Here is a 13,880-nt window from a genome sequence, read left to right as displayed (position 1 = left end):
CGTCCGACTTACCCAACAAGGAATCTCCATGCATGCCTCGCCCACGGCACTCAACAAACCGATCTTGATTTTTCCCGCAGGTATGCCTCGCTCGCTCGACTATCTGGAGCGCTGCAAGCGCGATGGACAAACCGTGATCGGCGCCTCGTCGCTCGCCTACGATGTCAGCAAGCCTGCCTATCCGGAATGGGCCTTCTTGCCGTATGTAAACGATCCGGGCTTCCTGGAGGCCTTGCAACTGCTGATCACGCAGCGCGGCATTGCCAGCATTTATACCCCCAATCCCGTCGTCTGGAGCTATCTGAATGAAGTACTCAAGAACCTGCAACCCGCAATTCCCCTGATCAACGCTTCACCGGTACATGATGAAATGAGCGGCTACCGTTCGGCCATGGCGCATGCACGCAAGACACTGGCGACGCCGCTGCCGATCGCTTCGGTGGTCGACACAAAGCCGGCTTTGCCGGAACTGCAGCTGGCCACCCTTTTCCGCCATGCCAATGTGATGCCAGGCATGTGCGATGACGAGAAAATCAGCGCCCTCTACGAAATTGCCCGCCACAGCGTGCGCGGCGACGTGGTCGAGATCGGCAGCGCATGGGGCAAGTCGGCGTTTGTGCTGGCTCGCCTGGCGCGCCTGCATGACATCGGCCACACTTTGTGCATCGACCCCTGGCAAAGTGAGTACGTGGTGCAAAACGACACTGGCGGCCTGGTCGACAACTGCATCCACCATTACGATTACGATGAAGCGCTGCGCGTATTCGAGATGAACCTGCTGCCTTACAGCGCCAACGATATCAACTATCTGCGCCTGCCCTCGGTCGCGGCGGAACAGCAGTACCGCCAAGCGGCAGCCGTGTATAGCCCGTCCTTCGGCACCACCAACTATGCCGGCAGTATTGCACTGCTACACATTGACGGCAACCATGCCTACGAGGCAGCCCAGGCCGATATCGCCGCCTGGGAGAAGCATGTGGTGGCCGGCGGCTGGATCATCATTGACGATTATGTCTGGCCGTATGGCGACGGGCCGCAGCGGGCCGGCGACGAGTTCCTGGCGCAACAGCAACAACGGATCAGCTCGGCATTTGTGATGGGCACGGCCTTGTTCCTGCAACTGCGCTGAACCGCTTGAAGCGCATCCGGCACGCCAGGCTGTGTGAACGCCTGCCTCTCGCCCGTCCGAATGCGCATGTCCCATTGCGCCAGCATATTTTTCAAGGCACTGGCCAATTTTCAATGGGACCGATTGCTGCAGACCGATATCATTTCGCCTGCTTACCTGGAAGGTTGCTATCAGCTGGGGCAGCAGTACCCTGATTTGTGCTCCAGCATTTTTTTGTTGTGTGAGTCGTCAGCACCAGCGTTGGTGACAGAAAAGTCGGCTGCCTGAGCAAAAGTCGGCTTGGGCACGCCACTTCGCCAGCGAGCGTTCGACCACGATGATTTGCCGGGCGCTCACTGGCGAAAAGTTTCTCCGTGGCATGTTAATAACGTACAATCCGGTGGTTCTACCCTTCCTCCTATAACAGTCCATCCCTATGCGCGCAAACAATTCGTCACCTATCGGCCGCCGCTCAGAATCTGCTGTCGACAAGAACCAGCAGGCGCAAAGTGCGCTGCCTCAAGATGCCGTAGCGCAGTGCAAACTGGCAGAACGGCTGAGCGCTGCGGACCGCCACGAAGAAGCCATCCTTGCCTACAATGCCGCTTTGCTGCTGCAAGCTGACGAGCCATCGATTCATAACGATCTTGGCAATGCCTTGCAAAAAGCCGGCCGTCTTGATGAGGCGCTCGACGCTTACAGGCACATGCTGCTGCTCTCACCCCAGAATGCGCTTGCTGAAAGCAATATCGGGTCAGTACTTCAGGCGCAAGGAGGAATCGATCTGGCAATGCAACGATACCAGGTGGCACTGGCTATCGCGCCCGATTTCGCGGCCGCCCATTTCAACCTGGGGACTTGCAAGCTGTTGTTGGAAAAAGTCGATGAATCGCTGGTGCATTTTTCCGCCGCCATTCGATGTGATCCCAATTTCTATCTGGCCCACAACAATCTCACCACCACGCTGAGCAGGGCCGGTCGTATCGATGAGGCAACAGAGGCTTGCCGGCATGCGCTTGCCATCAATCCGCAATGGAACGAGATGCACAGCAATCTGCTGTTCTCGCTCACGCATAATGCAGCAATCACTCCGGCCAGACTCCTCGAAGAACATCTGCATTTCGGCCGGCAGTTCGAAGCGCCGTTGCAATCGGCGTGGCCGCAGCACGCAAACAAGCGGGATCCGGACCGCGTGCTGCGGGTGGGCTTTGTCTCGGCGGATTTGAACAATCATGCGATGGCCAATTTCATCACGCCCGTGCTGGAACATCTCATGCATGCAACGCGCCTGGAAATATATGTGTACTGTAACAACCGGGTCGACGACCGCACCACTGCCTACCTGAAAGGGGTAGTTCGCCAATGGCAGGCGATTCAGGCGCTGTCCGACCAACAGTTAGCCGAGCAAATCACCAAGGACGGCATCGATATCCTGATTGACCTGTCCGGTCACACGGGTTCGAATCGTTTGCTGGCGTTTGCACGCAAGCCGGCGCCAATACAAATGACCTGGATGGGCTATCCGATGACGACGGGCCTGCAGGCCATGGATTACTATCTGACCGACCGCTATTTCTCGCCGCCGGGCTTGCTGGACGAGCAATTCACGGAAAAACTACTGGCCTTGCCGGCCTGTGCGCCGTATGTGCCATCCCCCGAGGCACCAGAGATCGCCCCGGCACCAGCGTTGGCGCACGGCCACCTCACCTTTGGCAGCTTCAATCGCGCCAACAAGCTCAGCCGCGAAGTAATCGCTGGCTGGTCTGCGCTGCTACGTGCCATACCGCAAGCCCGAATGGTCGTAGCAGCCATGCCCAGTGAACAGTTCCGCAACGTGCTGATGGGGTGGTTTGCAGAAGAAGGCATCACGGCCGAACGCCTGAATTTTCACGACATCACCAGTACATCTGATTATCTGGCTTTGCACCGGCTGGTTGACGTCTGCCTCGACACCTGGCCCTACAACGGCGGCACGACGACCTTGCATGCACTATGGATGGGGGTACCTACCCTGACAATGGCCGGCAAGACATTGCAAAGCCGTGTAGGCGCTACCATCTTGGGGCACTTGGGACTGACGCAGTTCATTGCGCAGGACTTGTCCGATCTCATACAAAAAGGCCAGGAGCTTGCCAACGACCTCGATGCTTTGGTCAAATTGCGCATGAGCATGCGCACCCGACTGGCCAACTCCGCTGCCGGACAACCGGCGCTGATTGCAGCAGGCCTGGACAGTGCCCTGCGCACCGCCTGGCAGCGTTGGTGCGCCGGCCTGCCTGCGGTGCCATTCGAAGCCGATCCGTCACAAAGCTCCCTTGCAAAACGCGCTGCGAGCCTGCAGGCGCTGTACAGCGTCAATGTCGATGCCGCCTTGTTGTTGGCCATCGAACATCACCAGGCCAGTCGATTTGCCGAAGCCGAAACACTGTATCTGGCCATCATTCATCGTCAGCCCCAGCATGCCATCGCCCACCATAATATGGGTCTGCTCGCGACACAGCTCGGCTACCATGACAAATCGCTGCCCCACCTGCGGGCGGCAACCTTGGCCCGTCCCGATGAAATGCAGTTCGTTCTCTCGTATGCGCAAGCGCTGCTGCACGCCGGACAGGCCGACACCGCCGTCGATGTGATTACGCAAGCTATTGCCAGAGGTATCAAGGGCGCCGCTTTACAGCCTATCCTGTCCAAGGCAAGGCAGGCAGCGGCAGACGAGTCGCCTGCGCCTACGCAACTGGAAACGGAGCATATCGTCCGACTGTATCAGACTGGGCATCTGGTCGATATGGAAGACGCGGTACGCTTGCTGATCGGCCGCTACCCGGACTCAGGCTTCGCCTGGAGCGCCCTCGGCACCGCTCTGCAAGCGCAGGGCAAGGACGCCTTGGCGGTGCTGCAACGCGCGGTACAACTCAGTCCCGCAGACGCCCAGGCGCATGGCAACCTGGGCAATGCATGCCAGGATGCCGGAGATTACCGCGCCGCCATTGAATGTTATCGGCGCGCGTTGGAGCTTGAGCCAACGTTGGCCGAAGCATCGGCCAATATGGGCAGCGCCCAATACGCTATGGGAGATACTGTCGGCGCAGTTGACAGCTTCCGCCAAGCCGTGCTGCTCGACCCTGATGATGCGCTGGCGCATGCCAATCTCGGCAACATACTGGCAGCCATGAACGACTTCGATAGCGCGGTCACGCATTATCAGCAGGCACTCGCATTGGTTCCCGACGACCCACAATTACATCACGACCTGGGCCAGGTACTGCAGGCAATGGGCTGCATTGAAGAAGCGCATGCCAGTTTTTCGCGTGCGCAAGCGCTGGCGCAAGGCCATCCGAATCCTGACTGCTAAATATATTTAAAAAATTTCTCATAAGAATTTAATTTTCCTGAGGGAATGGTCGTCTTGTACTTGGGAGAGCGCAAAAATGCTGCTCCGAAACGCAACCAACTAACTGGAGTATCTTTCATGCTGAGCCTTCACACCAATTCCGCAGCCTTGTCTGCACAAAATTCGATCTCGAAAACCCAACAATCGCTGTCGACTTCGATGACCCGCCTGTCCACCGGCTTCCGCATCAACTCGGCAATGGACGACGCCGCCGGCCTGCAAATTGCAACCCGCCTGAAAGCACAAACCAGCGGTATGGCCATGGCCATGCGCAACACCCAAAACGCTACCTCGATGATCCAGACCGCCGACGGCGCCTTGGGTGAAACCGTCAACATCCTGGTGCGCATGAAAGACCTGGCGACGCAAGCTGCTGACGCATCGGCCACCACAGATGATAAAAAAGCAATGCAAGCGGAATTCGACACCCTGACCGCCGAATTGACCAACGTGGTTGGCAATACCTCTTTCGGTGGCGCAAAGCTGCTGACGAGCAAAGCAACCGCGACCGACGCGACTGCCGCCGGTACCGCTTACACAGCTGCTCTGCTTGACAAAACGACCAAGACTACCGCTTACGGCGATGCCTCCACCGGCATGGTCAAGGCCTACAATGATGCTGTTGCTGCTAACACCGGCGGCACCGCGGCACAACTGAACGCTGTGGCAACCACGGCAGAAAACATGCGCGTCGGCAAAATTGCCATGGACGATGCAGCCAAAGTATCCGACGTTGCAGCTGCATTCTCGACTGCTGTGACCACTTCGGTTGCCAGCAGCGATACTGGTGGCAAATTCAACGCTGCGCTGGACTTCCAGATCGGCGCTTCGACCACTGAAAAAATGGGCCTGGATCTGTCGACAGAACTGAGCTCGATGCACACTGCAATCCGCTCCGCGACCGGTGAGTACAATGCCTTCGGCTTGGCCGCCAACCTGAAAGGTGCTGAACTGACCACCGCTGGCACAGCCTCGACCACGATCGACAAACTGCAAACGGCAATCGACGCTGTGGGCACGACCCGCTCGGCACTGGGTGCAGCAGGTAACCGCCTGGACCACGTCGCTACCAACCTGGCCAACGTCAGCACCAACACGCAAGCTGCATCGGGCCGCATCATGGATACCGACTTCGCGACCGAAAGCTCGAACATGACCGCTTCGCAAATGCTGCTGCAAGCTGGTACCGCGATGCTGAAACAAAGCAACAGCATGTCCTCGATGGTCATGTCCCTGCTGCAATAATAGTAAGCGCGTCCTGACCTGGCTCAGGTCAGGCCGACCAGAGCCAACTGCGCAAGCAGTTGGCTTTTTTTATTCATCCCATGCGGGAGGAGCAGCAATGGCGATAGAGCGTGTGTCCGCAGGCAATCCCCTGCCCCTGATTACCCAGCGCTTCGACGTCAGCCCTGCTACGCCGATGACACCCGGCGTGGTGCAGCCGCTGGTGCCCATCGGGCCCTACATGGCGCCCGCGCCCGACGCCGGCACCCTACCCGCGCAACTGGCGCAAAAAGGCCAGGACAGCCTGGCATCCCTGATCAAACCGAATGCCGATGGCACGGGCGGCGCCATGCCGCGCGACAGCAGTGCCATGCAGGTCAATCAACTGTTCTTCACGCGCCAGCTGGTCTGGCAACCGCCCGACGCGGCGCAGCTGGCCGCTTCGTGGCGCGTGATGGTCAAGACGTATGGCGAGCAATATGCCGCCCTGCAGGAACAGGCGCGCGGCCAGCATGTACCGGGCAATCTGTTCATGGCCGAGCAGCAACCGGCCCTGCTGCGCGAAGGTGCCCGTCCACCGTTGACGGTCGACAGCGAAGCGTGGCGCTTTGCCGTGTATGGCTGGGGCGGCCAACGCCTGCTGCTGCGCGTACTTGCCAGCGACGAAGACGAAGAGACAACGCCCAGGCGGCGCGGCAAGGTGGCGCTGCGCGTCGAACTGCTGATTGCCGGCATCGGCCGGGTGGTGATCCAGATGGAACCGTCCGGCGACGGCGTGCTGCTGGAACTGGCGGCCGACGAGGAAGCCGCGCTGCGCCACTTGCGCCTGGCCCTGCCCGAGATTGCCGCCGCCGTGCGGCGCGCGGGCTTGCGCGTGCTGCGCTGCCGCCTGAACCGCCAGCTGCACGCACAGCGCGTGCATGGCAATTACCCGATGCAAGCGGGCGCCGCCTCGCTGTCGCTGTCCCTGTTCCGCGCCATGGCCGAAGTGGCGCTGTTGCTCACGCAGCCGGAAGCGGAAGTGGCGGCCGATCCCGAAGCGCCCGCAACACACGCAGCCGTTGCCGAAGAGGAGCCCATCATCGTCTCGAAGGAAGTGGCGGCGCCGCTCGGTTACGACTATGGCGATGAGGAAGAAACGGCGCAAGGCCGCACCGTGCTGTTGCTGGCCGACGGCCAGGAGCACGAGCTGCTGCCGCCCATCGACGAGCAGGATTGATACAACATAATTGATACAACATAAAAAAACGGCGCCCGCAGCGCCGTTTTTTTATCGTTCCTGCAATTTACCCCACCGTGCCGATAATGCTCACTTCGCGGTTTTCCGGGATTTCGTTATACGACAGCACATGCAGGCCCGGCGCAAACAGGCGCGCATAGCGGGCCAGCAGCGGACGGATCTGCGGCAGCACCAGCAGCAGCGGCGGCGTGGCTTGCTGCTTCATCTGCTCGCGCGCCACCGGCATGTTCACCTGCAGTTGCGACAGCAGGTGCGGGTCGATCGGGTAATTATCCAGGGTCACCTTGCCCGACTGGCGCGCCTGGTTCAGCGAACCGAGCAGCATGTTTTCCAGCTCGCCGCCGAGGTTAAACGCCTGCATTTCCATCTTCTGCCCAAACAGGCCGCTGACGATCTGGCGCCGCAGCGCACAGCGCACCTCGGCCGCCAGCAGGATCGGATCCTTGGTGGTTTCCGAACTGTCGAGCAAGGTGGTGGCGATGGGCACGATATCCTTCAGTGACACGTTTTCTGCCAGCAAGACGCGGAACACGCGCAGCAGCTGCGTGTGCGTGAGGGCCTTGTCCAGCGCGCCGGCCAGCTTGGGCGACAGGGCCGTCAAGCGCTCCATCATGTTCGAGACGTCTTCGTGGCGGAACAGTTCCGGCAAATATTCGCGCACCATCTTCGACAAGTGCGTGGCGATCACGCTGGGCGCCTCGATGACCTGGTAGCCCAGGCCCAGCGCATGCGCCTTTTCACCGGGTTGTATCCAGGTGACGGGCATGCCGTAGGCCGGTTCGATGCCGGGAATGCCATCGAGCTGGCCATACACGTTCGGCGACGGGATCGCCATCAGGCGGTCGGCCTGCACTTCCGCCTGCGCCACCACGGTGCCCGACAGCACAATGGCGTACTGCGACGGCTTCAGGGCCAGGTCGTCGCGTACGCCGATGTTCGGCAGCAGCAAGCCCATCGATTCGGACAGGCTCTGGCGCACGCCCTTGACGCGCTTGGTCAAGGGTTCGCCTTGTGTCTTGTCCACCATGCCCACCAGTTTATAGCCGAGCATCACCATCAGCGGTTGCACGGCAGGCAGTTGCTGCCACTCCATCTCGGCAGGCTTGTCGTCGCGCAAGGCCGCCTCGATGGCCGCCATGCCGGCCGTATCGGGCCCCGTCACGCGCTTGGTCAGGCGCCAGGCGACGAAGGCCAGCACGCCGGCAAAGGACATGAACATGAACCACGGCATGCCCGGGATCAAGGCCAGCGCCACCATCATGCCGGACGCGCTGAAGATCACCGTTGGCGAAGTCAGCACCTGACCCGCCACTTGCTGTTCAAAGTCGCCCGAATCGCTGATACGGGTCACCAGGATGGCGGCTGCGGCCGACAGCAGCAGCGCCGGGATCTGCGCCACCAGGCCATCACCGATGGTCAGCAGTGCGTATTGACGGAAAGCATCGCCGAACGACAGGTCGTGCATCAGCGAGCCGATGGCCACGCCGCCGACCATGTTGATGATCAGGATCAGGATACTGGCGACGGCATCGCCGCGCACGAACTTCGACGCGCCGTCCATGGCGCCATAGAAATCGGCTTCAGCGGCCACGTCCTTGCGGCGCAGCTGGGCTTTTTCCTGGTTGATCAGGCCGGCGTTCAGGTCGGCGTCGATGGCCATCTGCTTGCCCGGCAAGGCATCGAGGGTAAAGCGCGCGGACACTTCCGAGATGCGCTCGGCACCCTTGGTGACGACGGCGAAGTTGATGATCATCAAGATCACGAAGACCACGATACCGACGACGAAGTTACCACCGATCACCACGTTACCGAAGGCCTCGATCACCTTACCGGCCGCGTCCGCGCCCGTATGGCCGTGCAGCAACACCACGCGCGTCGACGCCACGTTCAACGTCAGCCTGAGCATGGTGGTGGCCAGGATCACCGTCGGGAAGACGGAGAAATCGAGCGGTCGCTTGGCCGACACGCTGACCAGGATGACGATCAGGGCCAGCACGATATTGAAAGTGAACAAGATATCGAGCAGCACAGGCGGCAGCGGCAGGATGATCATCGCCAGGATCACCAGCAGGAACAGCGGCGTGGCGAACTTGTGGCGGCGCATTTCGGCAACCACTCGGTTCAGGAAATTCATGAAGGGACTACCTCGCTCAAATGAGATGGCACGGCCATCTCGGTGGGTAATACGGGCTGGGCAGCACGCTGCCCGGACCGGAATGCTTTCAGTTGCAGTATGTAGTTGAGCACCTGCGACACGGCCTGGTACAACTGCACGGGAATCTGCTGCTGTACCTGGCTGGTGTTGTAGATGGCGCGCGCCAGCGGCGGCAACTCCAGCGTCTCAATATGGTGCTCCTTCGCCACTTGCCGGATATACAGCGCCATCTCGTCGACGCCCTTGGCAACGACAAACGGCGCCTCGGCGCGGTCCTGGTCATACTTCAATGCAACGGCGTAATGCTCGGGGTTGACGATCACCACGTCGGCGTCGGGCACGGTCTTGCGCACGCTGCGCCGGCCGATCTGCTGCTGCAACTGGCGAATGCGCTGGCGCACTTCGGGCCGGCCTTCGCTGCTTTTATGCTCTTCCTTGACGTCCTGCTTGCTCATGCGCTGGTCGCGGGCAAAAAAGAAGGCCTGCGCCGGCACGTCGATGATGGCAAACAGCACGAAGACGGAAATGAGGGCCATCAAGCCGTCGAGCATCAGCGCCGAGCCATCGAGCATGGCTTGCTGCAGCGGCCGGTGTTGCAAGTCCACGTACTGCACCAGGCTGGAACGGCAGACATGCACGATCACCATGCCCAGCACGGCGGCCTTGGCGATGGACAAGCCGAATTCAAAGCCATGCTTGGGCGACACCAGGCGGCCCAGATTCTTGGCCGGGCTCAGGCGCTCCATCTTCGGCATCCAGTTCTTGCCGCTGATGACCCAGCCGCCGGGAATCAAGGAGCCGAGCACGACAAACAGGGGCACGCAAAACAGCGGCACGATCATCTTGATCAGCAAGCCCACCGAGGTGGTAAACGCCATCGACATGGCATTGTCGAGCGCGCCCTTGCTGTCGAGCGGCATGAACGCCATGGCGAACAGTCCGCGGAAGGTATCCAGATAAGAAGGCAGCAGAAACACGAACAGCTTCATGCTGATCAGGATGCCCAGCGCCGTCGACAGGTCGCGCGAACGCACCACCTGCCCTTCCTGGCGCGACTTCTTCAGCTTTTGCTGTGACGCCTTTTCGGTCTTGTCGCCGCTGCTGTTATCCGCCATGCGCCACCCCTTTCCGCACGCTATCCATGGGCCATCCGCATCTGTTCGGCGATCATGTCGAGCACGCGATTCGTCATGCCGATGTAGTGTTCGGGAATAAAGCGCACGATCTGCGCCAGCATCAGCAGGCCGAACACGGTGATCATGGAAAAACCCAGCGAAAACAGGTTCAGCGACGGCGCCACGCGGTTCAGGAAGCCGAAGCCCAGCTGCACCACCATGGTGGAAAAAACGATGGGCAAGGCCAGCAGCATGGCGGCGGCGAAGATCCACGCCACGTTATACGCCACCGTCTGCAGCAGCAGCGGGGCATAGCCCTGCCCCACGGGCCAGGCCTTGAAACTGGCGCCGATCACGCCCGTCAGCACCAGATGGCCATCGATGGCAAAAAAGACGATCATGCACATGATGGTGAGCAGACCCGTGATCACGTCCGACGAGGTGCCGTTGAGCGGATCGTTCATGACGGCCATGGAAAAGCCCACCTGGCTCGACACCAGGTAGCCGAGCACCGACATCACCGACATGGCGAAGTGGAAGGCCAGGCCGAGGACAAAACCGATGACGGCCTGCTCCAGGGTGGCGACGATGGCGTACAGGGAAAACGGATCGATTTTCAACAAGTCCTGCGAGATGCCCGAGGCCTGCATCACGGGCAGCATCAGGATCGCCAACACCAGCGACAGCAGGATGCGCACGGTGACGGGCACGACACCGTCGCCGATCACGGGCGAGGCGCTGAGCATGGCCAGGATGCGGCAGAACGGCCACCACACGGCCAGCAGAAACGGCAGCACCTGATTGAAAATCTGATCCATGGGCGCGCGGCGCTATCCGACCAGGGTGGCCGCGCGCTGAAAAATGGACACGCAATAATCCATCAGGTAACCGGCCATCCAGCGTCCGGCCAGGATCAGCGCCAACAGGGTGACCAGCAGGCGCGGCAGGAAACTCATGGTCTGTTCATTGATCGAGGTGGCCGCCTGCACCAGCGCGACCAGCAGGCCCATGAGCAAACCTGGCACGACCAGGATCACCACCAGCAGCATGACGACATGCAACGCTTCGATGATCAGGTCGACGGCGACTTCAGGGGTAAACATCGCTCAATAGCCCTGTATGCTGGTAACGAGGGTGTTGACGGTCAGGGTCCAGCCGTCGACCAGCACGAACAGCAGCAGCTTGAAAGGCAGCGAAATGACCAGCGGCGAGAGCATCATCATGCCCATCGCCATCAGCACGGACGCCACCACCAAGTCGATGATGAGGAACGGGATGAACAGCATGCAGCCGATCTGGAACGCCGTCTTGAGTTCGGACAACACAAACGCCGCCAGCTTGACCGTGAAACTATGGTCTTGCGGGCGCATCGTCGACGGCTCGCCGGCCAGGTGTGCGATCTGCGCCAGCGCAGCCTTGCTGGTCTGCGCCAGCATGAAGCGCGAAATCGGCACTTCGGCGATCTTCAGCGCTTCCTGCATGCCGATCTGGTCGCGGTCGTAGGGGACGAACGCGTCCTTCCACACCTGGTCGCCGATGGGGCGCATGACCAGCAAGGTGAGAATCAGGGCGATGCCCGTGACGATACGGTTGGGCAACCCCTGCTGCAGGCCCAAGGCCTGGCGCAGCAGGGACAGCACGATGACGAAGCGGGTAAAGCTGGTCATCATCATGACCATCACGGGCAACAGCCCGAACAGGGTCATGACGACGAGGATCTGCATCTTCACCGACAGGTCGGTCTTCGCGCCCGGCACCACGCCGGACAACAAATCCTGCGCCCCGGCGGCGCTGCAGCACAGCATCAGAACGGGAACAGCCAGCGCGGCAGCCAGCGCGCCGCGGCGCTGGCTCAAACCGGGTACCGCCAGCTTCATGCTGTCATCAGGTCGAGATTGAGGCCGTCGAGGTCGATGACTTTCAGGCCATAGTTCTCGCCGGCCACCACCACTTCGGCACGGCCGATCGGCGTGCCGTTGACCTTGATCACCAGCGGTTCGCCGGCCAGCATGTCGAGTTCAATCACGCTTTCCGGGCCGATGGCCATCAATTCTTCCAGCGAAATGCGGGCCGAGCCCACTTCCAGCGTCAGGGTAACGGGAATCTTGCGCATCATCTGAGGAATGTCGCGCCGCGCGCGGGTGCTGGCCACGTCGGACATGTCGCCCTGGTCGATGATCATGTCATCGCCCAGGTCTTCCAGCAGGGTTTCGCTCTGGTTGGTATCGGTGATATTCATATTATTCGACATCTTCAAATGAGGTTAAACAGAGCTTGCCCTTGTGTTCGGAAACAGCCGCTGTAAATAAACGGGAATCGTCGAGCATGACGTCGGTGCGGCTCAGGCTGACGGGAATCACGTCGCCCACGCGCAAGTCGAACAAGGCGCCCAGCTGCACCTGTTTGCTGACGAGCCGGCCTTCCAGGGTCACTTGCAGGCGCGAAGCGAGCGGGCGCACGCTGCGCAGCGCCTTTTTTGCCTGCGCGCGCTCGGGCAGCAAGCCGCGCAGCACGTCGGCCATCAGGCGCTTGTCCAGCGAAAACCAGAAGTGGCCGCTCTGCCCCGCCCCGACATCGCTGAGCGCCACGCTGACGATCCAGCTGCCGCGCGACGGCTGCACGCCCGACTGCACGGCAACCTCGGCACTGGTGTCGATATCGCTGCTTTTGCCCACGCTTTGCAGGTTTTTGTGGATGCGGGCGAACAAACTGTTCACCAACTGTTGTCCCAGCACCACAGCGAGGCGCTCTTCCGTGGCCGTCACGCGCACCTGCGCCGGATCGGGCAGCACGCCTTTGGCGCCGGCACTACCGTAACGATAGTTCAGCACGCTCAAGAGTATCTGCCGTTCGAGCGTAAAGCCCGTCTGGCCGGCCGGCGTAGAAAAACTCAGCCAGCGATTCACGCTGTCCTCGTTTTCCGTGCGCGACAACGTCACGGCGTCAATCTGGAAATTACCCCAGTAGCGACGGCTCATCGGCTGGCGCAGGGCCGCGGCCAGGTCGTCGCGCAGCTGGGCGCCGAATACATGCAGCAAATGGACAGGACGTCCGAGCAGACAGGAATCGAGGACTTGATGGCGCACAGTTTGATCTGTCTTGGTAATGATTGTCATGTAGTGGTCATGTCGGTATTGCGGTGGCAGAACAAATTATACGGATCGCCCGAAATTAAATACAGCATCATCTTGGCTTTGCCGACAGGTGTGCAAGCAAACGATTGCGCATCGTATCGCATGCTAGATGATTACGGTGCTGAACAATACATGAAAAAGCTAAATATTGCCATGTATCAATATTTCTTGAGCCAATCCTCTCTTTACTTTATAGTTGCCGCGAGGTAAGCTTATAGTGACAAAATAGTGATTTGCAGTGCGCCATTCCGCTTACCTGATTCCGGTTTTTATGGCAGTTTTCAGTCCTTCTTATTGCCACCAGCAGAAACTTTTATCAGATAAACATTAGTTGTCATGGTCATGTAAATCATATCGGCGTGGGTTTACTGAGTTTGTTTGAGTCTGCTTGAGCGGATGGTGTGGCAACTGATAAAACTGATGGGCCCTGCGGATCGGGCCGGGCTGGATGGCACTTACATGCACTACTGCCGGATTGGCAACACCAGTAATTCTGATTGATACGCCACCGTA

At 60.0% G+C, this 13,880-nt stretch carries 11 protein-coding genes; 4 read left to right on the top strand and 7 right to left on the bottom strand.

Features of this window, described 5'->3' with window-relative positions; genetic code table 11:
• Nucleotides 1-28: 28 nt before the first annotated feature.
• The 4 genes from CNX70_RS13215 to CNX70_RS13195 all read left to right on the top strand — a co-directional run bounded on the left by CNX70_RS13215 (nt 29) and on the right by CNX70_RS13195 (nt 6,942).
• Nucleotides 29-1,129 carry a class I SAM-dependent methyltransferase gene (locus tag CNX70_RS13215; protein ID WP_096235053.1) on the top strand — a complete coding sequence of 367 codons (1,101 nt, stop codon included), beginning with the start codon at nt 29-31 and terminating at the stop codon, nt 1,127-1,129.
• A 415-nt stretch (nt 1,130-1,544) separates the two neighbouring features.
• On the top strand, nt 1,545-4,460 hold the full coding sequence (locus tag CNX70_RS13205) for a tetratricopeptide repeat protein (RefSeq protein ID WP_096235052.1): 2,916 nt from the start codon (nt 1,545-1,547) through the stop codon (nt 4,458-4,460).
• 117 nt (nt 4,461-4,577) lie between these two features.
• Nucleotides 4,578-5,744, top strand: a complete 1,167-nt coding sequence (locus CNX70_RS13200; protein ID WP_096235051.1) for a flagellin N-terminal helical domain-containing protein — start codon at nt 4,578-4,580, stop codon at nt 5,742-5,744.
• Between the two features lie 97 nt (nt 5,745-5,841).
• Nucleotides 5,842-6,942 (top strand): hypothetical protein, encoded by a 1,101-nt coding sequence (locus CNX70_RS13195; protein ID WP_208624535.1) that lies wholly within the window; start codon nt 5,842-5,844, stop codon nt 6,940-6,942.
• Between the two features lie 67 nt (nt 6,943-7,009).
• On the opposite strand, the gene CNX70_RS13190 is transcribed toward CNX70_RS13195, so the two are convergent.
• From CNX70_RS13190 to CNX70_RS13160, 7 genes are read right to left on the bottom strand one after another with little or no spacing between them, the layout of a single operon-like run.
• Nucleotides 7,010-9,097 (bottom strand): flagellar biosynthesis protein FlhA, encoded by a 2,088-nt coding sequence (locus CNX70_RS13190; RefSeq protein ID WP_096235050.1) that lies wholly within the window; start codon nt 9,095-9,097, stop codon nt 7,010-7,012.
• A complete protein-coding gene (locus CNX70_RS13185; protein ID WP_096235049.1) occupies nt 9,094-10,233 on the bottom strand; it encodes an EscU/YscU/HrcU family type III secretion system export apparatus switch protein in 1,140 nt (379 codons plus the stop codon). The genes CNX70_RS13190 and CNX70_RS13185 overlap by 4 nt, the downstream gene beginning before the upstream one ends.
• Before the next feature lie 20 nt (nt 10,234-10,253).
• Entirely contained in the window at nt 10,254-11,051 is a 798-nt protein-coding gene (locus CNX70_RS13180) for a flagellar biosynthetic protein FliR (RefSeq protein WP_096235048.1), read from the bottom strand.
• A gap of 12 nt (nt 11,052-11,063) precedes the next feature.
• A complete protein-coding gene (locus tag CNX70_RS13175) occupies nt 11,064-11,336 on the bottom strand; it encodes a flagellar biosynthetic protein FliQ (protein ID WP_034757874.1) in 273 nt (90 codons plus the stop codon).
• Nucleotides 11,337-11,339: 3 nt separating this feature from the next.
• Nucleotides 11,340-12,110 (bottom strand): flagellar type III secretion system pore protein FliP, encoded by a 771-nt coding sequence (fliP, locus tag CNX70_RS13170; protein WP_096235047.1) that lies wholly within the window; start codon nt 12,108-12,110, stop codon nt 11,340-11,342.
• Nucleotides 12,107-12,472: a FliM/FliN family flagellar motor switch protein gene (locus CNX70_RS13165; protein WP_071077826.1), complete on the bottom strand. Its 366-nt coding sequence runs from the start codon at nt 12,470-12,472 to the stop codon at nt 12,107-12,109. Before CNX70_RS13165 ends, fliP begins: the two co-directional genes overlap by 4 nt.
• A gap of 1 nt (nt 12,473) precedes the next feature.
• Complete coding sequence (locus CNX70_RS13160) at nt 12,474-13,349, bottom strand: FliM/FliN family flagellar motor switch protein (RefSeq protein ID WP_244199140.1); 876 nt, start codon at nt 13,347-13,349, stop codon at nt 12,474-12,476.
• Between the last annotated feature and the right edge of the window lie 531 nt (nt 13,350-13,880).

This window comes from Janthinobacterium svalbardense, assembly GCF_002327145.1.
Taxonomy (GTDB): Bacteria; Pseudomonadota; Gammaproteobacteria; order Burkholderiales; family Burkholderiaceae_D; genus Janthinobacterium; species Janthinobacterium tructae.
This window is presented reverse-complemented; position numbering and strand designations above follow the sequence as displayed.

Coding starts and splice junctions, on each gene's coding strand:
- fliP (WP_096235047.1), bottom strand. CDS start 12,110: ATGAAGCTGGCGGTACCCGGTTTGAGCCAGCGCCGCGGCGCGCTGGCT.
- CNX70_RS13195 (WP_208624535.1), top strand. CDS start 5,842: ATGGCGATAGAGCGTGTGTCCGCAGGCAATCCCCTGCCCCTGATTACC.
- CNX70_RS13175 (WP_034757874.1), bottom strand. CDS start 11,336: ATGTTTACCCCTGAAGTCGCCGTCGACCTGATCATCGAAGCGTTGCAT.
- CNX70_RS13215 (WP_096235053.1), top strand. CDS start 29: ATGCATGCCTCGCCCACGGCACTCAACAAACCGATCTTGATTTTTCCC.
- CNX70_RS13190 (WP_096235050.1), bottom strand. CDS start 9,097: ATGAATTTCCTGAACCGAGTGGTTGCCGAAATGCGCCGCCACAAGTTC.
- CNX70_RS13180 (WP_096235048.1), bottom strand. CDS start 11,051: ATGGATCAGATTTTCAATCAGGTGCTGCCGTTTCTGCTGGCCGTGTGG.
- CNX70_RS13205 (WP_096235052.1), top strand. CDS start 1,545: ATGCGCGCAAACAATTCGTCACCTATCGGCCGCCGCTCAGAATCTGCT.
- CNX70_RS13185 (WP_096235049.1), bottom strand. CDS start 10,233: ATGGCGGATAACAGCAGCGGCGACAAGACCGAAAAGGCGTCACAGCAA.
- CNX70_RS13200 (WP_096235051.1), top strand. CDS start 4,578: ATGCTGAGCCTTCACACCAATTCCGCAGCCTTGTCTGCACAAAATTCG.
- CNX70_RS13160 (WP_244199140.1), bottom strand. CDS start 13,349: ATGACAATCATTACCAAGACAGATCAAACTGTGCGCCATCAAGTCCTC.
- CNX70_RS13165 (WP_071077826.1), bottom strand. CDS start 12,472: ATGAATATCACCGATACCAACCAGAGCGAAACCCTGCTGGAAGACCTG.